Source organism: Winogradskya consettensis, assembly GCF_018332715.1.
Classification (GTDB): Bacteria; Actinomycetota; Actinomycetes; order Mycobacteriales; family Micromonosporaceae; genus Actinoplanes; species Actinoplanes consettensis.
Genome location: NZ_BOQP01000048.1, coordinates 29,034 through 50,103, shown reverse-complemented (window position 1 = coordinate 50,103; position 21,070 = coordinate 29,034). Strand labels below are relative to the sequence as shown.

The window sequence follows — 21,070 nt, the reverse complement described above, 5'->3', positions numbered from 1 at the left end:
TCCGTTCGTACACATGTTCGTTTTTGCGGTAGGGTTACCGCATGGTCGACGAGGATTCCGCGGTCAGTGGCCGGCAACGACGCATCCTGGATGTGGTGCAGAGGCTGGTGCACGAGCGTGGATATCCGCCCACGGTCAGGGAGATCGCCGCTGCTGTCGGCCTGCGGTCTCCCTCGACCGTGACGCACCACCTGAAGGCGTTGGAGGCGCGGGGGCTGCTGCGTCGCGAGGCCCACTCGCCGCGTGCGGTGGATGCCCGCGAGTCGTTCTCACCGCAGCCCGGGCGGGCCGGCGCGGTTCAGGTTCCGTTGCTCGGCACGGTGGCCGCGGGTGTGCCGCTCCTGGCCGACCAGGTGATCGAGGAGGAGCTCGCGCTTCCCGAGAGCTTCGTGGGCCGGGGAGGCGAGCTGTTCGCCCTGCGGGTCAAGGGTGAGTCCATGATCGAGGCGGCGATCGCGGACGGTGATGTGGTGATCGTGCGCCGCGAGCAGACCGCCGAGAACGGCGACATCGTGGTCGCGCTGATCGACGACGAGGCCACGACCAAGGTCTTCCAGCGGCGCGACGGGCATGTCGAGCTCGAGCCCCGCAACCCGCTCTTCGACGTCATCCCGGGCGACGACGCGATCATCCTCGGCAAGGTGGTCTGCGTTCTGCGGCGGTTGCCGTAAGGGTTGGACGCGGACGGTTGCCGTGAGGGTCAGACGCGGACTTTGTGGTCGCGGCCCACCAGGTCGTGTGCGAGGTCCACGCCCTCCTGGTACTGCTCGTCCATGCTGAGGACGGCCTGGACCGATGGGAATTTCTCCGACAGCTCGATCAGCACCTCCGCCTTGCGCTGCAGCGCTTCGACGCCGAGCCTGATCGTGCCCCAGGTCAGGTCGGCGGGGACGTTGTCCTCGCCCGACGCGGCCTCCTTGTCCCAGGCCAGCAGTGATGTGTCGAGAATTTGCGCCTGTGTTTCCATGCCCGAGTCAACGACGCGCCGGGGCATTCGTGTGCGGGGGACAAAGTGACACCTACCACCCGTAACCGATTACCCATCGAGGACGGTTCCTCCCGATTCAGGGAAGCTGGCGCTCGAAACGGTCGCGCCTGGTGAGCAGATCCCAGAACGCGTCCGCGATCTCGTCGGGCTCGATCCGTGGAACGTGGGACAGGTCGAGATCGCCGGCGAGGGTGCCGCTGGTCATGGCGGTGTGGCCGGCGCTGCCCAGGACGATGCCGGCGACGTGGATGGCCCCGGCATAGACGCCCTTGTCCGCGACCTCGGCGTGCAGGGCCTGCAGGTAGTTGCGGGCCGCGGCCATCGCCGGGCCGACGCCGCTGAGGTTCGCCATCGGATGGATCGCCGAAACACCCTGGCCGAGCAGGATGGCGCCATCGCCGCGGTCCAGCATGTCGGGCAGGACCGCGCGGACGATCTCGATCGGCGTGAGCAGGTACAGGTTCACGTAGTGCTGCATCGTCGCCGCGTCCAGGGACGCAGCCGGAACGAAGCCCTCCGTGGTGATAGGGGCGTACTCGATCGCGTCGATGCTGCCGAAGTGGCGCTTGACCTGGGCGATCAGGTCGGGGACTTCGGGCGTACGCGAAAGGTCGGCGACGAAAGCCGCAGCGTCCACGCCCTGCCCGGCCAGCTCGGCGGCCAGTTTTTCCAACCGGTCCCTATTGCGGGCGACCAGCGCGACCCGATACCCCTCTCGCCCGAAACGGTGCGCGACGGCCTGCCCGAGACCGGTCCCGGCCCCGAAGACAACAACGGTCCTGCTCATGACGCTGCTCCTTAACTTGACGACGCCCTCAACTTACGACGAACTTGAGGGCGTCGTCAACTTAAGGGCACGTAGTCTTGGGGCGTGAAATTACGGAGCGACGCGCAGCGCAACCAGGAACGACTGGTGGCAGCGGCAACCGAGGCGTTCCGCGAGCAGGGCCTGCAGGTGCCACTCGAGGAGATCGCCAAACGCGCCGGCGTCAGCCCCGGCACCCTCTACAACCGCTTCGGCGGCCGCGACGCCCTCATCGACGCGGTCATGCCCGCCCTCGTCGAATCCCGAGTCCGCGACGCCCTCACCGAGGCGTCGGCGATACAGGATCCGTGGGACGCTTTCGCCCGCTATGTCACTCTGCTGTGCGAACTCCAGGCCAGCGACCTCGCCCTCAACGACGCGGTCAGCCGGCGCTTCCCGGACGCCGCCGAACTGACCCGCATCTGCGACGCCCAGATGATCAGCTCCCAGGAACTCGTGGACCGTGCCCAGCGTGCGGGAGCATTGCGGGCTGACTTCACTGCAGCCGACCTGGCGTACGTCTTCTGGTCGACTTCCATGATCCTGCGGGCTACGGCGGGCATCGCCCCGGAAGCTTGGCGCCGCGCTCTGGGCATCACCCTTGACGGGTTGAGGGCTTCGGCGGCTCATTCCCTTACGGTTCCGCCGATGACGATGGATCAGGTGCATACGGCCATGATCGGGCTGGGGAACCGGCGCTGAGTTCGGATGGTCAGCGGCGTCGTCTCAGCATGAGGGTCACGATCAGGCCGCCCAGGATCAGCACGACCGCGGCGGCGATTCCGGTTAGGAGGAGCGGCGAGGTCCGCTTCGGGATCGGCTGGGGGAGTGCCTCTGCAGTGGACGGCGGGTTGGATTCGGAGTGCGCCGTGGCTGGTGCGGCGGGAATGTCGGCGGTGAGGGCCGCGACAATGTCGAGCCGGCCGTAACCGTAGCTGTCATCGCGGCCGGGGGCGCCCGCATCCACGGCGGTCGCGGTCAGCCTATGAACAACCTCGGCAGCACTGAGCTCCGGAAAACGCGCCCGAACCAAAGCCGCAGCCCCACTCACCACCGCAGTGGCCTCGCTCGTCCCGCTGCCCTGGTAATAGCCGGAACTATTAATTCCGGTCGTAACGATGTCGACCCCGGGAGCGGTGAGGTCAACCTGCGGCCCGGTAACGGAGAAGCTGGCGATTTTGCCGGCCTGATCCGTAGCTCCAACCGTCAAAACCTCCGGATATCTGCCGGGGAAGTCATCGCCGGCCTCACCGCGGTTGCCTGACGAGGCGACAACTACGATATCTGCGGCAAGGGCGGCTCTGATCGCAGCCTGAACGGGAGCATCGTCGGCGCCGCCGAACGACATGTTGATCACTCTGGCGTCGTTCTTCTGTGCGAAAGCAACGGCCTTTACCGATTCGCCGCTCGTCCCAAAGGTGTTTATGGAAAGCCTGACGGGAAGGATTTTGGCCTCCGGCGCGATTCCTAGAATTCCGCTGCTGTCTCCGTGGCCGTGCGCGGCGATGATTCCAGCCATCTGGGTTCCGTGACCGTCGAGATCCGAACGGCCGTCCTGGCCATCATTCACCAAGTCTTCACCGGGCAACACCGCTCCCGCCAAGTCGCGATGGTCGGCGTCGACTCCTGAGTCGATGACTGCGACTATGACTCCGTCACCACGGCTGATGTGGTGAGCCTTGGAAAGGTCCAGATCGGCGATATGCCACTGCCGTTTTCTGATCGAGTCGGCGGCTGCTGGTGCTGAGGTCCACCCGAGGAGAGACGCTACTGCTGCGGTAGCGAAGGTGATACGAGCTGCGCGAGTGACAAGTCTCAACGGTCGTATCCGATGACGCCAGGGCCGGGTCCGTGCTCATGCCTGCGACGCCGTGGCCGGATGACCGGAACCACGCCTTCCAGGACGTCCCAAGTTTGATCGGTTTTGCCTTGGATTGCTGCCTCGGTCCCGCGCTGCTTACGGTCGGAGCGGGGAGGATGAGGCTGACCGATCAACCCTGAAGTGCCAGTGGCAGCGTTGGCCGAGCCGATCACCGCGCCGGAGGGCAGTGCCTTCTTGACGGGAAGGCTATGGCGGCCAGTCGGGCTGGGCTGTCGCCTGGGCGGAACCGTCAAATTTCCAGGAACGGCGCCGGGAAAGCCGAACGGCCCTCCACCAACGACGCTCCCCGGTAGAGCGCCGCCGCCAGAAATTCCGCCTCCCGAACTTATCGGAGGGCCGAGGACGCCTTCAATCGGTGCTATAGGCGTGACCGCGCCGGACAACCCGGGGCCATCAATAGACGAAGAACCGTCCTGGCCAATTGTTGCTGGCGGAGGATCATGCGGGACAGGGACCGGGATAGGAGTTGCCCGTAGAGAGTCCGAGATGGACGTCCCAGAAGAGCCCGTAGGTCCTGTGCTGATCTCCCGGCCAGGGCTGTTGCCCCCGACCTCCGTCCCTGTAACGGCCCGATCCGTCCTCATGAAGAAAAGCTCTGGTGGTTGGAGTTGGGCGGTGTGGTCGGCGATGGCGAGTTCGGCTTTTTTCATTGCTTGCTGGGCTTGGGCGTCGTATTCGTCTTCGGCGTGGTCGGCCCAGCGGGGGATGAGGTCGTTGGTGATTGTTGCGCGTTGTTCGATGAGGGGTTGGACGGTTAGTTGGGCTTCGGAGATTGCTTCGATGATGCCGCGGAGGCCGGCTCGGGTGTCTTCGGCTCGGGTGAGGGTTTGTTGCATGGCGGTGGTGAGGATGTCGATGTGGTCGAGGAAGGTTCGGGCGGAGGTGTTTTTGTCGGGGGGCCAGGCGGCGGCTAGTTCTTCCCTTGCTTCTTTCAGGCGGCGGTGCTGGGTTCGGACGTCGTGGGTGAGGGCGTCCCAGTCGAGGATTCGGTCGGCTCCGTCGCAGGTGCTTTCGTGGCGGAGCATTTTCCAGATGTCGGGGAGGGTGTAGGACTCCCAGGGGGCGGGGGGCATCACTGCTGTCCTTCGTGCAGGGGTGGGAGGGTTTCGTGGTGGGCCAGGAGGGATTCGATCTGTTTCTGGGCCTGGTCCGTGGTGAGGTCGGCGGTGGCGAAGCCCTGGGCGATCTGTTCGGCTGCTTCGGCGAAGAGGGCGGCGGCGCGGCGGAATTCGCGGAGGTTGGCTTCGGTGTTCTCGAGGACCTGGGCGTAGCGCTGTTTGGCCAGCAGGGTGGCGTCGCCGGGGATGGCGGTGGCGAAGACGACGCCGTGGTGGTGGAGGGCGGCGGCTCGGGAGGCGGCGGAGCGGAAGCCGTCGGCCGCGTCGGCGCGGATGCCCGTGGCGAAGTCGGTGACCTGGTCGGTGCGGATCTGCACGCCGTCCGGCATGATGCCTCCCCCTCGGCGAACCGCCCGGGACGAAATGTCGCCGAGCGTGTCGGCAGCCACCCCATGACGAGCGTTGCCGAGCGTGTCGGCAGCGGCCCACGGCGAGCGTTGCCGAGCGTGTCGGCAGCCGCCCACAGTGAGCGTCGCCGACGCGGTTCGACCGCGCCCGGATCGAGTGTTGCTGAGCGTGCCGACCACTTCCAACACGAGCCGGCGGGCGGAAGCGTTCACGCAAACTCGCAGGCGCCCGTGAGATGGGGTTTTGTCGATGCGCCGGAGGGTGTGGGACGGAAGTCTGACACTGGGGTTGACCGGAGGAGTGAGATGCGGGGAGTGAAGAGCGGACAAAGCGGGTAGGGACCCGGGTAGCAACAGTCCCAACGGAGGGAGACCACGGATGAGTGTCCAGGCAGAGCCGGCCACCGTTGACCAGTGTTTGCGTACTGGGGGCGGATTTTCGCTGGGTGATGTGAACTGGATCGCCGAGCAGTTCGCCACGCTCGATGCTCGGCTGGCGTCGTTTCCCGCGGAGACCACCGCCCTGGAGATCTCGGTCAAGGACCGGGCCGCCAAGGGGCAGAAGGTCACCCTGGAGTGTTTCATCGCCGGTCGGCAGACGATCGTGACGACGTCGGGTGAGGAAGATCTGCACGCCGCGCTGAACGACGTTCGTGACGATCTGCGGCGCAAGCTCGACGATGCGAAGTCGAAGCAGGAGCCGCGGCACAACCGTCACCTGCGGGAGGGCCTGGCCAGTCTGGAGCCGGAGCCGGTTCCCGAGATCTGACGTGATGGAGGGGCCCGCGAGGCCCCTCCACAGCGTTTCAGAAGAAACGGGAAATTTGGCCCTACGGCAAGAATCGCGACGAGGACGGGCAGGAAACCGTCGCGCGAGGTAAAAACAAGCGGCCACAGTGGGTTATGGATGACGTTCTGGCCCAGGTCCGGCAGGCCGCCCCCGAAGCGATATCCGGGAACAGGCTGCGCACCCTCTATGACAACAGGTGGCAGGACGACGGCGTGGCAGCTGTCCTGCGTACCCCCATTGACGGCCGGGAAATCGCGCAGAGTGGGCGAATCGATGTTCTGACCGCCGGTGCCGCGGTGCGTGCCGCCGCCCGGGACCACGCGATGTGGGCCGCGACTCCGCGAGAAGAGCGCAAGGAAAGGGTGGCCGCCGCCGTCGCCGCCCTGCAGGACCATCGCGATCTGCTCGCCCGGCTGCTGGTCTGGGAGATCGGCAAACCGTGGCGGCTGGCCTGCGCGGACGTCGACCGCGCGCTGGACGGTGTCCGCTGGTATCTGGGGCAGATCGACCGGCAGATGTTGGGTCGCACGCCGTTGCCGGGGCCGGTCAGCAACATCGCGTCGTGGAACTATCCGATGAGTGTGCTGGTCCACGCCGAGCTGGTGCAGCTGCTGGCCGGCAATGCGGTGATCGCGAAGACGCCGTCGCAGGGCGGCGCGATCTGCCTGACCCTCGCGCACGCGTTGATGACCAGGGAAGGCCTCCCGGTCACGCTGCTCAGTGGCAGCGGCGGCGATTTATCCGAAGTGCTGGTCAAAAACGACAATATCGCGGCAGTAGCCTTCGTCGGCGGCCGGGACAACGGCGGAAAAGTAGCGGCCGCTCTGGCCGACACCAACAAGCGCCACTTCATCGAGCAAGAAGGCCTCAATGCCTGGGGAATCTGGGAATACACCCGATGGGACCAGCTCGAAGAACACCTGAGGAAAGGCTTTGAGTACGGCAAACAGCGCTGCACCGCCTACCCGAGATTCGTCATCCAGCGCAAACTCGTCGACAAATTCCTCGACGTCTACCTCCCGGTCCTGAAAAGCGTGCAGTACGGCAACCCCCTGGAGCGCGACGACCTCGACTTCGGCCCGCTGATCAGCGCCGCCAAGGCCGACGAACTGCGCAGCAAGGTCGAGGAGGCGATCGAGGGCGGCGCGATCCCCCTGCACCGCGACCCGGGCCACGACGCGTACGTGGGACCGACCGCCCTGCTCGCACCGCCGGGCCGCAGCCGATTGCGCCACGCCGAGCCGTTCGGGCCGGTGGACACGATCGTGGTGGTGGACACGGAGGACGAGCTGCTCGCCGCGATGAACGTCAGCAACGGGGCACTCGTGGCGAGCCTCGCGGTTGATGACGAAGACCTGGCTCAGAAGCTCGCGCGCGACGTCCAGGCGTACAAGATCGGCATCAACCGGCCCCGTTCGCGCGGTGACAAGGCCGAGACGTTCGGTGGTCGCGGGGCGTCCTGGAAGGGTGCGTTCGTCGGCGGTGACCTGCTCGTGCAGGCGGTGACCGAGGGCCGGCCGGGCGAGCGGCTCTACGGGAACTTCCCCGGCTACACGAGTCACCCGCCGACACCGTAACGTCGGACGGCGTGCCCCGAACCCTTCGCATCACCACGCGCAACGCCACCTTCCAGCAGTGGCAGGCGCTGCTCGGCAACCGCAACAAGCGTCACCAGGCGGGGGAGTTCCTCGTCCAGGGCGTACGCCCGGTCTCGCTGGCCGTCGAGCACGGCTGGGAGATCCGCGCCCTGCTGACCTCCGACGCGCCCGGGATGTCGAAGTGGGCGCGGGAGCTGATCGAGACCAGCGGGGCGCCGCGGGTGCTGCTTGCCGCCGACCTCATGGCGGAGCTGGGCGAGAAGGACGACGAAACCCCCGAGCTGCTCGCGGTGGTGGGCATGCCGGCCGACGATCCGACCCGGATCTCAGTACGCCCGAAGCTGCTCGTTGTCGTCTTCGACCGCCCGACGACCCCCGGGAACGTCGGCACCCTGATCCGTTCCGCGGACGCGTTCGGGGCGGCCGGCGTGATCGTCACCGGCCACGCCGCCGACCCGTACGACCCCCGCGCCGTACGCGCGAGCACCGGATCACTGTTCGCGCTGCCGGTCGTGCGGTTGCCGAGTCATCGCGAAGTTGTCGCGTGGGCGGGCGCTCTGGGCGTACCCGTGCAGATTGTCGGAACCGATGAGCGCGGGCCGGTCGACATCGCCGAGCACGACCTGACCGGCCCGACCGTCCTTGCCGTAGGCAATGAGACGCACGGCTTGAGCACCGCCTGGCGGGAGGCGTGCGACCAGATGGTCCGCATCCCGATCACGGGCGCGGCCAGCTCGTTGAACGCGGCGTCGGCGGCAACCGTCGCCCTTTACGAGGCCGCCCGCCAGCGCCGCCCGGGCTAACCGAGCTTGTTGAGGGTCTCGGTGAGGCTCTTGGCGGTCTCGGTGCCGAGTTTCTCGAACTCGAACTTCATCACCGGGGTGGCCAGCTTCGCCGCGCCGTGCATCTGCAGTTCGAGGTGGTAGTTGACCTCGCTGCCACCCTCGGCCGGGCGCACGGTGATGGTGTCGGTCGAGGTGGCACCGTCGTTGCGGCCGACGAAGACGAGCCGATCACTCGCCGCCTCCTGCAGCGTGTAGGTCAGCTCGGTGGTGATGCCGAGGACCTTGGAGACGTTGTGCCAGGTCGACCCGGCGACGATCGGGCCGGCGTCGGTGCGGGTGGTGGTCTGCGTGCCTGGGTCCCACTGCTCGGTGTTGCCGAAGTCGCGCAGGTACTCGAGGACGGCGGCGGGGGTGGCCGTCACGGTGAAGGTCCGGTCAACGGTGATCATCGTCTACCAATCTAACCCGGCTCGGTAACAAAAAGGGCGAATGGGGCGGCTTGGCGTGATGGAATCGGCCGGTGCCCGTATTGCTGCGGCCGGTCCTCGCGGCCGCCGACCGGATGCGGACCAGTCTGCGGCTCGGCACCCTCGTCCTGGTGCTGATGATCCCGGGTGGTGCCGCCACCTACGGTTACGTCCACGAGATGCACACCAAGATCTCGTTCAGCGCGAGCGAGCGTGACGGTCTCGAGGTGGTCCGTCCCGCGCTGCTGGCCCTGGCCACGGGTGATCGGAGCGACCTCGCCGCGGTCAACACGGCGATTGCCGCCAATCCCTCGTTGCGACTCAGCAGCGTGACCACCGGCGCCGAGCTTCCGAAATTGATCACCGATGCCGGCAACAACTCCAACCTCATCCTCGACCCGGACCTGGACTCCTTCTACGTGATGGATGCCCAGATCATCCAACTGCCGAAAGCCTTCGCCACCGGCGCCGACCAGTCGGTGGTCCTTGCCGCTCTCAAGTACGACGTGAGCACCGCGATCGCCAACACCTCCGCCCCCGATCTCGAATCCCGGCTGGCCCCGGTGCTCAGTTTCGACATCAGCGACCCCGACGCGGCCATAACCGCGCTGACCTCGGTGCTCGACGACCTGCTCGAAACGCGGATCGCCGGGTTCAGCCGCGAACGCCTGATCATCCTGGCCATCACGCTCGGCGGATTCGCGCTCGCGGCCTGGTTCGCGGCGGCGGTGCTCTGGCGCACCCGCCACGACGTGGCCCTCGCCGTCGGTGGCGTCACGGCCATCGCCGACGGCGACCTGACCACGCATCCGCTCCCGGCCGGCCGCGACGAACTCGGCGAGATCGGCCAGGCGATCGACGCGGCCCGCACCCGCATGATCGGCCAGGAGGGCGAACTCGCCGCCGCCCAGTCCGTCCGCGAGGAACAGCTCCGGGTCAGCTTCCGCCACCAGCGCGAAGCCGAGATCGGCCTGCGCGACCGCGCCCAGGCCATCATCGGCGAATCGGCCACCGCCGTCGCCGAGGAGCTCCGCCAGGTCACCGATCAGGTCGCCGACGTCCGCGAAGCCTCCGCCACCATCGACCACGGCATCGCCGTCACCGAATCCGCCACCTCGACGGTCGTCGACCACGCCCGCCGCGCCGAGCAGGTCATCGCCTCCCTGGAGGAGAGCCTCCGCAAGGTCGCGGCCACCGCCGTCCTGGTCAACACCATCGCGGGCCAGACCCGCCTGCTCGCCCTGAACGCCACCATCGAGGCCGCCCGCGCCGGTGACCTCGGCCTCGGCTTCACCGTGGTCGCCGACGAGGTCAAGGACCTCGCCACCAGCACCTCCGAATCCACCGACCAGATCGCCGCCACCATCGCCGACCTCACCCGCGACACCACCCTGGTCTCCCAGACCATCGCCGCCATGATCGCCGGCATCGGCGGCGTCGGCACCGCCGCCACCTCCCTGCGAACCATCGCCACCGGCCAGGGCCAGGTCGTCGAACGCCTCACCGAACGCATGTCCCAGACCATCGACCAGGTCGAACGCATGTCCGGCCTCGCCGCCCAACTCGAACGCCGCCAATCCCAGCGAATCGCCACCACCGGCACCGTCCACCTCCACCGCGCCGGCCGCGCCCACGACCTCGAAGCCGCCCTCATCAACATCAGCAAAACAGGCCTCCGCGTACGCCTCCCGCCCGAAACCCCCCTCGACCCCGGCGAAATCGTCGACGTCCAGGGCCTCGGCAACCCCGCCGACCCCATCACCGTCATGGCCCGCGTGGAGATCCGCGAATCCGACCAGGCCGGCCTCGAAATGATGATCACCGACCCCGCGATAGCCGACCGGATCGAACGCCACGTCAACGACCTCATCCGCACTCCCACCAGCCACTGATTGCGTGGTGCAGATGTGGGTGCGGTTGAGGCCGTGGTGTGACGCTCGTCGGCTCGCGCGGAGTGCGATCAAGTGGAAACCCGCGTAGGCTGAATCACGGCCAGGAAGTTTGATTCAGCTCGGGAGTGTGGCGATGGCTGATGTAGGCGCATCGATAGAACGGGCACGTGCTGCGGCAGGTCTGAGTCAGCGCGCTCTCGCGGATCTGACCGGCATTTCTCAGCCCACCCTGTCGCGGATCATCGCCGGGGATCGCGTCGCGAAGATGCCCGAGATCATGACGATCGCCTGGGCGACCGGACACACCGTCGCGCAACTCACCGGGCTGGAGACCGTCGCCGATCGGGTCGAGTTCGTGGCACGCGCGACCAGCGACTGCGACATGGAAGACATGCGCCGATCGCTCCTGCACTTCCTGGACCTGGACGACTACCTGGACGACCAGGCCATCCCGGCCACGATCTGAGATGGGCGGACAGGCATGAGCGCAGAAACGGAAGGGCGTGGCGCCGCCGAGCGGTTCCGTCGGGAGCACCGACTGGGCCTGCAGCCGCTGGGCGACCTTGTTGCGATCGTTGAGCAGACAGCCGGCATCGATGTGGCCGTGCTCGATGCCGGGCCTGACGAGCACGGCCTTACGATGCGCGATCCGAAACACAACACCGTGATCATTGGGGTGGCCCGCACGAGAAATCCCATGCGGCAGCGGAGCACCCTCGCTCACGAGCTGGGGCACGTGCAGTTCGGCGACTGGACGGAGAGCACTCCCGGCAAGCGAGGCGGCCGGTCCCGGGCAGAGGTCCGCGCCGATGCCTTTGCCCGCCATATGCTGCTGCCGATTGACGGACTGCGGGAGTTCCTCGGCACGGGGAAGCCGGCAACCCATGCGACGCTTTCGTCGGTCGTGCAACGGTTCCTGGTGTCCCCCGCCATCGCCGCCATAGCGTTGCAGCAGGTCGGATATCTGGACGCAGCCACGAAGGACAGCTGGATGGTCCTGTCCACCCGTCGTCTGGCAGTCGGCTTCGGGTGGAGCGACCAATATGAAGCACTGCGAATCGATTCCGACCGGCGCAGAGCGCCCCAACGGCTGCTCGCTCGCGCGATCAACGGCTATGTAGAAGGTGTGCTGTCTGCCCAGGCCATCGCGACGCTGCGCGGAATTCCTCTGGAAACTGTTGAAGCGGAGCTGCGCGAGGCCGGCATCACCCCCGCCGAGCGGCCGGTCGTGTGGGCTGATCCGTCCGAGTCCCCGAACATCGAGATCGACTGGGCGGCTCTCGACCAGGATCTCAACGCGCCGGACGTTGCCGCCGAGTCACGCACGGAGGCCGCGGGGCGATGACCCAACGGCCGATCATCGATGCCGGACCGAGTCTGAACTTCTTCTCGATCAACAAAGAGCGTCTTCTCATGAGCGTCCTGGGCCCGTTGAGCGTGCCGGAGACCGTCCGAGGCGAGGTGCTGAGGTAAAGCCAGAGAGGACAGCCGCTTTCAGGCCGCAGCGACAGTCTGGCGCAAGTTGACGCCACGATGGATCGAGGTCCTCTCCGACGAGGTCACCCCCGAATTGGACAGGGTGATCTATCGGGTCTCCCGGCAACCTATGCACGAGCGGGTGCGCCATGCGAAAGACCTTGGCGAGCTCATGGTCATCGCTCACGCCGTCGTCGCTGCCGAAGCCGGCGTCGCGGTCATCGTTCTCATCGACGACGGTCCCGGATCACAGATCGCGAGCGCGGAGTTGATGCGTCTGCGACGTCTCCGGGCGCAGGGCTACCCGGTGGGCGCAATAGCGCTGTTCAGCACGCTGACCGTCCTGAAGCGAGCAGCCGGCAGCCCGCATATCCCCGACAGGAATGCGATGCGCGACATCTACGAGCGCCTGCGCACGCTCGACGACGGTCTCCCGCCGCTTGTGAAGACCGACCTGCTGGCACCCGCCCACTGGTAACTCAGCCGCCGGTGAAATTTTGGACGTAGCGGTGCTGCCAAGGAGTTTCTACGGCGTGGGGGCTGTAGTGGGTGCGGACGTAGGTGACTGCTTCTGCGGGTGGGATGCCGTCGAGGATGGCGATGCAGGCGAGGGCTGTGCCGGTGCGGCCGCGGCCGCCTTTGCAGGCGAGTTCTACGCGCTCGGTGGCGGAGCGTGTCCAAGCCTCGTGGAGAACCGCGTAGGCGTGGGCTCGGTCGGTGGGGAGCCAGAAGTCGGGCCAGTGGATGTCGCCGCCTCGGCCGAGCAGGCGGATGGTGAGGTCGGCGGGTGGGTCGAGGGGCGGGCGGCGCAGGGCTCGGCCCCGGATGAGGCGGCCCGACGGCAGGGGGAGCACGCCGGGCCCGTCGGGGTGCCAGGTCAGGTGGTGGGGCTCAGGGCCGCCGAGATTGCTTCCAGCCACAGCACCACAGCGTACGCGCCGGGGTCGGGGTGGCCGAGGACTCTGTCGCCGAGGTAGCTGGAGCGGCCCAGGCGGGCGGTGATGGTGGCGGTGTGGTCCGTGCCGGTGCGGGCGGCGGTGATGGCGGCGGCCAGGGTGCCGCCGGTGGCGAGGGCTTCGGCTGCGGGGGAGAGGGCGTCGATCATCGTTCGGTCGCCGACCTCGGCGCCGCCTACGTCGCGGATGCCGTCGGTGCCGGCCTGCAGGGCGGCGGGCCAGGAGCCGGTTTCCTCGAGGGCGGCGGCTGCGCGGAGCAGGAGGATGGCGTAGAGCGGGCCGGAGGTGCCGCCGACGTCACGGCGTACCGATGCTGAGACCGCTCGCAGGACCGCGGCCGGGCCCTGCTCGCCGGGGTAGGTGGGGGTTTCGGCGAGGATGGCGGCCGCGCCGCGGGCGAGGCTGATGCCGAGGTCTCCGTCGCCGACCTCGCGGTCCATCGCGGTGAGTTCGTCGCGGTGGGCGATGAGGGTTTCGGCTACGGCTTCGAGGGCGCGGCGCACAGGGTCGGAAGCGGCAAGGGTTCCGCTTTCGGGAAGAACACCGGGTGGTGCCGGCAGGACGGTGCCTTCGGCGGTGGATTCGGTACGCGGCCACGCCGGTGCCGTCGTCGGGGCGTCGAGCAGGCCGAGGAGTTCCTCGTCGACGGGCAGGAGGCTGATCGAGACGCCGGCCATGTCGAGGGCGGACAGGAACGTGCCCGCCCAGACCCGGGTAGCGGTGATGCCGCGTTTGCGAAGGTCGCGGATGGCGGCGTCGGCCACGATGGAGAGTTCCATGGGCGGGGTGGCGCCGAGACCGTTGACCAGCAGGGCGACCTGGCTGCCGGAGGTGATGCCGCGGTCCTCGACGATCGTGGTGATCAGGCGTGCGGCGACCTCCGCGACCGGGGGCAGCGTGGCCCGTTCCACGCCGGGTTCGCCGTGGATGCCGAGGCCCCATTCGGCTTCGTCCTCGTCGAGCAGGAAGCCGGGCTGTCCCGCCGCCGGGACCGTGCACGCGCTGAGGGCCAGGCCCATCGAGCCGACCGTGTCCGCGACGCGGCGGGCCAGGCGGGCGACCTCGCTCAGGGACAGGCCCGCGTCGGCGGCGGCCCCGGCGACCTTGTGGACCAGGACCGTGCCGGCGATGCCGCGGCGGCCCGTCCCGGAGACCTCGGCGAGGGCCACGTCGTCGGCGACCACGACGGTTTCGGTGCTGATGCCCTCGGTGCGGGCCAGCTCGGCGGCGAGGCCGAAGTTGAGCCGGTCACCGGTGTAGTTCTTGACGATCAGCAGGACGCCGCCGGGGGTGGCGACCGCGCGGATCGCGTCGAGGACGGCGTCGACCGACGGGGAGGTGAAGACCTCGCCCGCCACCGCGCCGGTCAGCATGCCCGGCCCGACATAGCCGGCGTGGGCCGGTTCGTGTCCGGCGCCGCCACCGGAGAGGAGGGCCACCTGGCCCGCGGCACGTACCTTGTCGATGTCGGAGCGGACGGCGGTGGTGGAGCCCGCCAGCCGGGCGATGCCGGCGCTGGTGAGAGTGAGCCCGTCGAGGGCTTCGCCGACCACGTCGCCGGCAGCATTGATGAGCTTCTTCACCCGGCCGATTCTGCTCGCATCAGCGGGAAAATACCCGCTAAGATGGCGCTCGTGTACAGCATCAGTTGCGAGCGACGCCGGAAAAGCAAGCGCCGGCAAACGGACTGAACAGCTGAGCTGACACATGTCCTCCACCGGTGGGTTTCCCGCCGGTGTCGAAGGACAGGACCATCGGTGGGCCCGCCGCCCCGCGTACCGATGGGTTACCGATGAATCTCGAAGCTCTTCTCGCCGCACGGCTCGGTCCGGCACTGGACGGGGCCGACCCGGCCGTCCGGCGCTCACCGCACGCCGACTACCAGTCCGGGGCTGCGCTGCCGCTGGCCCGCACCCTGGGCCGGGCACCGCGGGACATCGCCGCCGACCTGGTGGCCCGTGCCGACCTGGCGGGGCTCGCCACCGCGGAGGTTTCCGGGCCGGGGTTCGTCAACCTCACCGTCGCCGACGAGCTGATCGCCGCGGCGCTGACCGAGCTGGCCGGCGACGTGCGGCTCGGCGTGCCCCGGGTCGAGCGGCCGCAGACCGTGATCGTGGACTACTCGGGGCCCAACGCGGCGAAGGAGCTGACCGTCGGGCATCTGCGCTCGACCGTCATCGGGGACGCCGCCGCGCGGATCCTGGAGTGGCTCGGGCACGACGTCGTGCGGGCCAACCATCTCGGCGACTGGGGGACGTCGTTCGGGATGCTCATCGAATATCTGCTCGAGCATCCCGGCGGGACCTATCTCGACGCCCGGGCGCTGTTCGCGAGCAGCCCCGAGTTTCAGGAGCGGTCGCGGCTGCGGGTCGTGAAGATGCAGGCGGGGGATGAGGAGACGCTGGATCTCTGGCGGAAGCTGGTCGCCGGGACGAAGGATCAGCTGCTCACGGCGTACCAGAGGCTGGGGGTGACACTCACCGAGCGGGACTTCGCCGGGGAGAGCAGCTATCACGATCGGCTCGCGTCGGTTGTCGCCGAGCTGGAGGCGAAGGGGCTGCTGACCGAGAGCGACGGTGCGCTGTGCGCGTGGCCGGCCGGGTTCGTGAGCAGGCAGGGCGGGCCGCTCCCGCTGATCGTTCGCAAGAGCGACGGCGGATTCGGGTACGCCGCCACGGACCTCGCCGCGCTCAGGCACCGGACTCTCTCAGCAGGAGCGACCCGGCTGCTGTACGTCGTCGGCAGCCCGCAGCGCACCCATTTCGAGATGGTGTTCGCGGTGGCGAGGGCGGCCGGCTGGCTGCCGGATACCGTGAGCGCCGAGCACGTCGAGTTCGGGTCGGTGCTGGGACCCGACGGCAAGATGTTCCGGAGCCGGTCCGGTGACGCCGTCCCGCTCGCCGCGCTGCTCGACGAGGCCGTGACGCGGGCCGCCGTCCTCAACCCCGACCCGGCCGTCGCCGCTGCGGTGGGCATCGGCGCCGTGAAGTACGCCGACCTGGGTGCGGACCGGCGCTCGGACTACGTCTTCGACTGGGACAGGATGCTGGCGCTGACCGGGAACACCGGACCCTACCTGCAATATGCGTACGCCCGGATCAGCTCGATCCTCGACAAGGCCGGGACGTTCACCGCGGGCGTGACGCTGGGCGAACCGGCCGAGCGGGCGCTGGCCCTCGAACTGCTCGCCTTCGAACCCGTCGTGAACGGCGTGGCGGATTCGCTGGAGTTCCACCGGCTCGCCGCGTACCTGTACGGGCTGGCGGCGCTGTTCAACACGTTCTTTGCGCAATGCCCAGTCCTGAAGGCTGCTCCGGGCGTACGGGAGAGCAGGTTGACCCTTTGTCTCTTGACAGGTCGCACGCTGCGGCGGGGACTGGATCTCCTGGGAATCGCGACACCTGCCCAGCTATAGGTTGTCGCCCTGGCGTTCCTTCGCGATCCCGAGAATCGGCGGGTGGGTGACCGAGGGATCCCAGGTCGGGCCGCCGGCCGACGGCCACTGCGCGCGGCCGAAACCGGGCCAGATCCGCTGGGTCAGGGCGCGGGTCGCGTGCACCCGCTCCCCGGCCCGGCGGCGCCGCTCGGCCAGCACCGCGCTGAGAAACATCCAGGGCGGCACGCCGGGCGGTGCCGGATGGGCGATCCGGATGCTCACCTCGGCGGCCAGGCCGTTCGCCAGCCGGGAGTTCATCGGCTCCTTGATGTCGCGGACCCGCGCCAGGTAGTGCCGCGACGCCAGGGCCAGGTCGTCGTCGAGGTTGGTGAGGTCGAGCGCGCTCGCCCACGCGCCCAGGTGCGGCGGCATCGACGGCACCCAGCCCCACGGCACCGCGGCGCGTTCATGCACCACGAACGTGCCGGCGGCCAGGTCGCCGAGCCGCCGGCCGCGGGGCGAGGAGATCATCGTGGTCAGCGCGACCGCCCAGGTGAACGGTGGGAACAGCAGGCCCGGCCATTCCACCGCGAAACCGATCAGGCTGCGGGTCAGCGCGTGCCGGACCCGGATCGGCCCGCCGTCCTCCCGCACGACCCGCAGGCCCATCGCGCGTTTGCCCGGGCTCCGGCCGTTGGTGAGGGTCTCGACAACCGTCGGGTACGCGATGAAGCCGACCGCGATCGCGATGGTGATCATGGCGTTGAGCAACGCGTCGTCGACGAGGTTCCGGACCAGCCCCTCGGCGATCGCGGTGCCGGCGATGAAGACCGCGAGCGCGATCAGCACCTGGATCATCAGGTCGAGCAGCAGCGCGAGCCCGCGCGAGCCGACCCGGGCATGCCGGATGTCGACCTCCACCGCCTCGCCGTTGACGAGCTGTACGTCCGCGACCGGCACCACACTCATGCGGGTAGTTAACCCGATGGCCGCCCGCTACGCTGCGGCGGTGGACCTGGACGCGTACGTCAGCGAACGCCGCGGCGAGTGGAACCGCCTCGAGGCCCTGACCCGGCGTCGCCGCCTCGACGCGCACGAGGCCGACGAGCTGGTGCTGCTCTATCAGCGCGCGGCCACCCACCTCTCCGTCGTGCGCAGCCATTCGGCCGACCCGATCCTGCTTGCGTCGCTCTCCCAGCTCGTGCTCGCGGGCCGCTCGGCGGTGACCGGCAGCCGCCGCTTCTCCTGGCAGCCGCTGGCCCGCTTCTTCACGACGACGCTGCCGCTGGAGCTCTACCGCTCGCGGCGCTGGTGGCTCGTCGTGATGGTGCTGAACGTGCTGGTCGGTGGCGTGCTGATCGCGTATTTCGGCTCGCACCCGGACATCATCGAGTCGCTCTCGCCGGGCGGCCTGGATTCCGAGACGGCCACCAGCTCGTTCGTCGACTACTACAGCGAGTTCCAGGCGCAGAACTTCGCCGCCGAGGTCTGGACCCACAACGCCGTGATCGCCGGGCAGTGCCTCGCGTCCGGCGTGCTGATCCTGCCCGTGATCTACGTCCTCGGGCAGAACCTGCTCAACATCGGGCTCGTCGGCGGGACGATGGTCTACACCGGCAACAGCTCGACGTTCTGGACCTACATCCTGCCGCACGGTTTCCTGGAGCTCACGTCGATCTTCGTCGCGGCCGGCGTCGGCCTGCGCATCGGCTGGGCCTGGATCGCCCCCGGCCCGCACCGCACCCGGGGTCGCGCGCTCGCCGAGCGGGCCCGCGCCGGCATGCTGGTCGCCCTCGGCCTGGTCGTCATGCTGCTCGTCTCCGGGGTCCTCGAGGCCTACGTGACTCCGTCCGGCTGGCCGGATCCGGTCCGCATCGGCATCGGCCTCACGGTCTGGGCCGCCTTCCTCTGGTACGCCCTCGGCGTCGGCGCCGCCGCACACCGCCGCGGCGAGACGTCGGAGCTCGCCCCCGAGCACACGGTCGCTTCCATCCCCATGGGGTAGCTCAGTGCTCTATTCTGCATTTCGCAGATTGCACTTGGCAGACTTCGGAGGGTGGGAACAACGTGGTTCCTGACAACACGGCCCCGGCGTGGGCTTCGGACGCGTTCGTGCAGCTCCTGGAGCTGGAACGCGAAGCGACCCACATCCTGCAGAACCAGCCGCTGTTCCTGCCCGGCCTGTTGCAGACCGAGGAGTACGCCGCCGCGATGCTCGGCGCGTTCGGCGACTCCTTCGTCCACGACAAGGTGGCCCTGCGGATGCGCCGGGCGGCCGGCTTCCGCGAGCGGCTCGACGGGGAGCAGCCGCCCGGGCTCACGGTCGTGGTCGACGAATCGGTACTGCGCCGGCGGGTTGGCGACGAGACCGTCATGGACAAGCAGCTCGGCCACCTGCTCGAGACGTCCGCGCGTTACCCCACGGTCCGCATCTTCGTCGCGATGCTGGACCGCGGCGCGCATGCCGGACTGGCCGGCCCGACCGAGATCATCGAACGTGACGGTGTCATGGCAGCCGCGTTCTTCGAGGCTCCGGACGGCGACCGGATCGCGACCGACCCGCAGGTGCTGGCGTCCTGCCGCGCCCGGATCGACGCGCTGATCGGCTCGGCGCGCGTGGCCGAACTCAGCGAGCGGACTCTTTCACGAAGGTGATGAATTCCCGGAAAGCGGTCCGGTCGAAGCTCAATACCGGCCCCGCGGGATTCTTGGAATCGCGGATGAGCACCTGATCGGTGTCGGCGGCGATCTGCACGCAACTGCCGCCGCCACTGCGGGAACTGGTCCGCCAGATGAGGTCGCTCCGGTCGCTCATCGTCTCAACGTACCCGATATCCGGCGCTGTGCATGGGATCGCAAGCGCCCCCTTTTCCTCAGTGGACATTGGCAGGAAGCATATGTCAGGTAGAATTCCGCGAATGGACTTCGGCAGGTTGCAGAACGCAGATTCACGTGCGGGCTCACATGCCTGATTCAGCCCGCAGACCCGATTCAGTCCGCAGATCCGATTCGGTGGGCCCTACGGTCGCCCGCGAGCGGCTGCGGTTGCGGCTGCGCGAGCTCCGCGACAGCTCCGGTCTCAGCACCGACACCGTCGCGACCAGGATGGACTGGTCACCGTCGAAACTGAGCCGGATCGAGAAGGGCGACGTCACCGTCCAGCCCCTCGAGGTGCGCGCGCTGCTGGCCCTCTACGGCCTGCGCGACGAGGCGGAGGTCGTCGCCCTGGCGAGCCTGGCCCGCCGGTCGCGCACCCGCCAGTGGTACAGCAAGCACCGGCTCAACGGCGACTATCAGCGGTTCGTGGCCTACGAGAACGAAGCCTCCACGATCAACATCTGGCAGATGCTGTTCGTGCCCGGCCTGCTGCAGACCCCCGGCTACGCCCAGGCCATCACGTCGATCTCCATCCGCGAGGACCCGGCCAGCGAGAACGTGCAGGCCCGCGTCGACCTGCGCCTCGACCGTCAGCGGGCCTTCCAGGAACGCCTCCTGCAGCCCGCACCACCGCGCATCGTCGCGGTCATCGACGAGTCCACCCTGCGCCGCCCGGTCGGCGGTCGCGCGGTGCTCGCCGGTCAGCTCGACCACCTGCTCACGCTGGCCAGGGAGAATGCCTACACGCTCGCCGTCACCCCGATCGAGCTGGACCGGCACCCGGGCCTCGGCGGCACCTTCGAACTACTCGAATTCGCCGGCACCGCCGACCCGGACGTTCTCTTCGTGGAGGCCGCCGCGTCGACCGACGACCTGTCGCTCGACCAGGAGCTCACCGCCGTCTACGGCGAGATCATGCGCGAACTGCTCACCGTCGGCCTGACCGGCGACGCGGCGCTCGACCTGATCCGCGGCATCCGGGCCGGGCTGTCATAACCATCGGCCCGGCCCTCCCTTCGGCCCTCCCTTCGGCCCTCCCTGCGGCTCGGCCGTCATGGCGCCCGGCCCTCATTGCGGCTCGGCCCTCGTTGCGGCCCGGCTCTCACTGCGGCTGGCCGTCACTGCGGCTGGCCGTCATTGCGGCTGGCCGTCATTGCGGCCCGGCCTCGGCGCGCTCGGCCCTCGTTGCGGGCCGGTCATGACCAGGGGTCCCGGTTGATCTGCACGGCTCGGATCACCGCGCGCCGGACCTGCTCGAACTGCTGCTTGTCGGACGAACCGAACAGCTCGATGTCGCGCCCCTGGTGAGTGGCCCACAACGCCATCCATCGCGGGTTGTACCGGCGGTCGACCACCTGTGCGGCGATGCCTCCCACCACCGCGGCGGCCGCGGCGACCAGCAGGGCGGCGTACCCGAACGGAACGGACAGGGGCACCGCCACGATCACCGCGGTCGCGCCGGCGATCACCGCCGTCAGCCTCGGGCCGCCGGACCGCAGGTGCACCTGCCGGACCTCCGTCAGCGACGTCACCGGATAACGGCCCGCGGCGTTCATGACATACCAGCTCGTGACGACCACTCCCGGCCCGTCGTAATACACGACCCAGCCGCTCTGCCCCGGAACTGCGGTACCGGACTCAACTGTCATGGCTACCTCCCGTGACCCTCAAGACATCATGGTCAGGGCTGACATACGCCAACAGCAAGAGTCG

General features: G+C 68.5%; 24 protein-coding genes. 13 read left to right on the top strand and 11 right to left on the bottom strand.

Annotation, left to right across the window (positions count from 1 at the left end; genetic code table 11):
• Positions 1-41 precede the first annotated feature (41 nt).
• The gene (lexA, locus tag Aco04nite_RS38595; protein WP_213002180.1) at positions 42-671 is read left to right on the top strand and encodes a transcriptional repressor LexA; all 630 of its coding nucleotides are present in this window, start codon (positions 42-44) and stop codon (positions 669-671) included.
• A 29-nt stretch (positions 672-700) separates the two neighbouring features.
• On the opposite strand, the gene Aco04nite_RS38590 is transcribed toward lexA, so the two are convergent.
• Positions 701-967, bottom strand: coding sequence for a hypothetical protein (locus tag Aco04nite_RS38590; RefSeq protein ID WP_203835057.1), 267 nt, complete (start codon positions 965-967; stop codon positions 701-703).
• Between the two features lie 97 nt (positions 968-1,064).
• Positions 1,065-1,775 carry an SDR family NAD(P)-dependent oxidoreductase gene (locus Aco04nite_RS38585; protein WP_213002179.1) on the bottom strand — a complete coding sequence of 237 codons (711 nt, stop codon included), beginning with the start codon at positions 1,773-1,775 and terminating at the stop codon, positions 1,065-1,067.
• An 84-nt stretch (positions 1,776-1,859) separates the two neighbouring features.
• Here Aco04nite_RS38585 and Aco04nite_RS38580 point away from each other — a divergent pair, with 84 nt between their 5' ends.
• Complete coding sequence (locus tag Aco04nite_RS38580) at positions 1,860-2,495, top strand: TetR/AcrR family transcriptional regulator (protein WP_213002178.1); 636 nt, start codon at positions 1,860-1,862, stop codon at positions 2,493-2,495.
• Positions 2,496-2,505: 10 nt separating this feature from the next.
• Here the strand turns inward: Aco04nite_RS38580 and mycP are convergent, their stop codons facing one another.
• The 3 genes from mycP to Aco04nite_RS38565 are packed head-to-tail and all read right to left on the bottom strand — an operon-like array spanning position 2,506 to position 5,122.
• Positions 2,506-3,612 carry a type VII secretion-associated serine protease mycosin gene (gene mycP / locus Aco04nite_RS38575; protein ID WP_213002177.1) on the bottom strand — a complete coding sequence of 369 codons (1,107 nt, stop codon included), beginning with the start codon at positions 3,610-3,612 and terminating at the stop codon, positions 2,506-2,508.
• Positions 3,609-4,748, bottom strand: coding sequence for a hypothetical protein (locus Aco04nite_RS38570; protein ID WP_213002176.1), 1,140 nt, complete (start codon positions 4,746-4,748; stop codon positions 3,609-3,611). Before Aco04nite_RS38570 ends, mycP begins: the two co-directional genes overlap by 4 nt.
• Positions 4,748-5,122 carry a hypothetical protein gene (locus tag Aco04nite_RS38565; protein ID WP_213002175.1) on the bottom strand — a complete coding sequence of 125 codons (375 nt, stop codon included), beginning with the start codon at positions 5,120-5,122 and terminating at the stop codon, positions 4,748-4,750. The genes Aco04nite_RS38570 and Aco04nite_RS38565 overlap by 1 nt, the downstream gene beginning before the upstream one ends.
• Before the next feature lie 397 nt (positions 5,123-5,519).
• On the opposite strand from Aco04nite_RS38565, the gene Aco04nite_RS38560 reads away from it, so the two are divergent.
• The 3 genes from Aco04nite_RS38560 (at position 5,520) to Aco04nite_RS38550 (ending at position 8,331) form a co-directional block, all read left to right on the top strand.
• A complete protein-coding gene (locus Aco04nite_RS38560) occupies positions 5,520-5,909 on the top strand; it encodes an HPF/RaiA family ribosome-associated protein (RefSeq protein ID WP_203835052.1) in 390 nt (129 codons plus the stop codon).
• Between the two features lie 134 nt (positions 5,910-6,043).
• Positions 6,044-7,507, top strand: coding sequence for an aldehyde dehydrogenase family protein (locus Aco04nite_RS38555; protein ID WP_213002174.1), 1,464 nt, complete (start codon positions 6,044-6,046; stop codon positions 7,505-7,507).
• An 11-nt stretch (positions 7,508-7,518) separates the two neighbouring features.
• Positions 7,519-8,331, top strand: coding sequence for a TrmH family RNA methyltransferase (locus Aco04nite_RS38550; protein ID WP_213002173.1), 813 nt, complete (start codon positions 7,519-7,521; stop codon positions 8,329-8,331).
• Here Aco04nite_RS38550 and Aco04nite_RS38545 read toward each other — a convergent pair.
• The gene (locus Aco04nite_RS38545; RefSeq protein ID WP_213002172.1) at positions 8,328-8,762 is read right to left on the bottom strand and encodes an SRPBCC family protein; all 435 of its coding nucleotides are present in this window, start codon (positions 8,760-8,762) and stop codon (positions 8,328-8,330) included. The genes Aco04nite_RS38550 and Aco04nite_RS38545 overlap by 4 nt on opposite strands.
• A 71-nt stretch (positions 8,763-8,833) precedes the next feature.
• Here Aco04nite_RS38545 and Aco04nite_RS38540 point away from each other — a divergent pair, with 71 nt between their 5' ends.
• The 4 genes from Aco04nite_RS38540 to Aco04nite_RS38525 all read left to right on the top strand — a co-directional run bounded on the left by Aco04nite_RS38540 (position 8,834) and on the right by Aco04nite_RS38525 (position 12,626).
• Positions 8,834-10,672 (top strand): methyl-accepting chemotaxis protein, encoded by a 1,839-nt coding sequence (locus Aco04nite_RS38540; protein ID WP_213002171.1) that lies wholly within the window; start codon positions 8,834-8,836, stop codon positions 10,670-10,672.
• Between the two features lie 133 nt (positions 10,673-10,805).
• Positions 10,806-11,138 (top strand): helix-turn-helix domain-containing protein, encoded by a 333-nt coding sequence (locus tag Aco04nite_RS38535; protein WP_213002170.1) that lies wholly within the window; start codon positions 10,806-10,808, stop codon positions 11,136-11,138.
• Positions 11,139-11,153: 15 nt separating this feature from the next.
• The gene (locus tag Aco04nite_RS38530; RefSeq protein WP_213002169.1) at positions 11,154-12,017 is read left to right on the top strand and encodes an ImmA/IrrE family metallo-endopeptidase; all 864 of its coding nucleotides are present in this window, start codon (positions 11,154-11,156) and stop codon (positions 12,015-12,017) included.
• A gap of 177 nt (positions 12,018-12,194) precedes the next feature.
• Positions 12,195-12,626 carry a PIN domain-containing protein gene (locus tag Aco04nite_RS38525; RefSeq protein ID WP_213002168.1) on the top strand — a complete coding sequence of 144 codons (432 nt, stop codon included), beginning with the start codon at positions 12,195-12,197 and terminating at the stop codon, positions 12,624-12,626.
• A 1-nt stretch (position 12,627) separates the two neighbouring features.
• Here Aco04nite_RS38525 and Aco04nite_RS38520 read toward each other — a convergent pair whose 3' ends face one another.
• Both Aco04nite_RS38520 and dhaL read right to left on the bottom strand, forming a co-directional pair.
• Positions 12,628-13,068, bottom strand: a complete 441-nt coding sequence (locus tag Aco04nite_RS38520; protein WP_308161716.1) for a protein-tyrosine phosphatase family protein — start codon at positions 13,066-13,068, stop codon at positions 12,628-12,630.
• Positions 13,026-14,687: a dihydroxyacetone kinase subunit DhaL gene (gene dhaL / locus Aco04nite_RS38515; RefSeq protein WP_213002167.1), complete on the bottom strand. Its 1,662-nt coding sequence runs from the start codon at positions 14,685-14,687 to the stop codon at positions 13,026-13,028. Before dhaL ends, Aco04nite_RS38520 begins: the two co-directional genes overlap by 43 nt.
• A 209-nt stretch (positions 14,688-14,896) precedes the next feature.
• Between dhaL and argS the strand changes: the two genes are divergently transcribed.
• Positions 14,897-16,519, top strand: a complete 1,623-nt coding sequence (argS, locus tag Aco04nite_RS38510) for an arginine--tRNA ligase (RefSeq protein ID WP_213002166.1) — start codon at positions 14,897-14,899, stop codon at positions 16,517-16,519.
• Here the strand turns inward: argS and Aco04nite_RS38505 are convergent.
• On the bottom strand, positions 16,514-17,449 hold the full coding sequence (locus tag Aco04nite_RS38505) for an RDD family protein (RefSeq protein ID WP_213002165.1): 936 nt from the start codon (positions 17,447-17,449) through the stop codon (positions 16,514-16,516). The two genes, argS and Aco04nite_RS38505, sit on opposite strands and share 6 nt — an antisense overlap.
• Before the next feature lie 16 nt (positions 17,450-17,465).
• Between Aco04nite_RS38505 and Aco04nite_RS38500 the strand changes: the two genes are divergently transcribed.
• Together Aco04nite_RS38500 and Aco04nite_RS38495 are read left to right on the top strand one after the other, a co-directional pair.
• Positions 17,466-18,485, top strand: coding sequence for a stage II sporulation protein M (locus tag Aco04nite_RS38500; protein WP_244876609.1), 1,020 nt, complete (start codon positions 17,466-17,468; stop codon positions 18,483-18,485).
• 62 nt (positions 18,486-18,547) lie between these two features.
• Complete coding sequence (locus tag Aco04nite_RS38495; RefSeq protein ID WP_213002164.1) at positions 18,548-19,135, top strand: DUF5753 domain-containing protein; 588 nt, start codon at positions 18,548-18,550, stop codon at positions 19,133-19,135.
• On the opposite strand, the gene Aco04nite_RS38490 is transcribed toward Aco04nite_RS38495, so the two are convergent.
• Positions 19,107-19,364: a DUF397 domain-containing protein gene (locus Aco04nite_RS38490; protein WP_244876608.1), complete on the bottom strand. Its 258-nt coding sequence runs from the start codon at positions 19,362-19,364 to the stop codon at positions 19,107-19,109. The genes Aco04nite_RS38495 and Aco04nite_RS38490 overlap by 29 nt on opposite strands.
• 128 nt (positions 19,365-19,492) lie before the next feature.
• Here Aco04nite_RS38490 and Aco04nite_RS38485 point away from each other — a divergent pair, with 128 nt between their 5' ends.
• The gene (locus Aco04nite_RS38485; RefSeq protein ID WP_213002163.1) at positions 19,493-20,353 is read left to right on the top strand and encodes a helix-turn-helix domain-containing protein; all 861 of its coding nucleotides are present in this window, start codon (positions 19,493-19,495) and stop codon (positions 20,351-20,353) included.
• Positions 20,354-20,553: 200 nt separating this feature from the next.
• Here the strand turns inward: Aco04nite_RS38485 and Aco04nite_RS38480 are convergent, their stop codons facing one another.
• Positions 20,554-21,006, bottom strand: a complete 453-nt coding sequence (locus Aco04nite_RS38480; RefSeq protein WP_213002162.1) for a DUF6232 family protein — start codon at positions 21,004-21,006, stop codon at positions 20,554-20,556.
• Between the last annotated feature and the right edge of the window lie 64 nt (positions 21,007-21,070).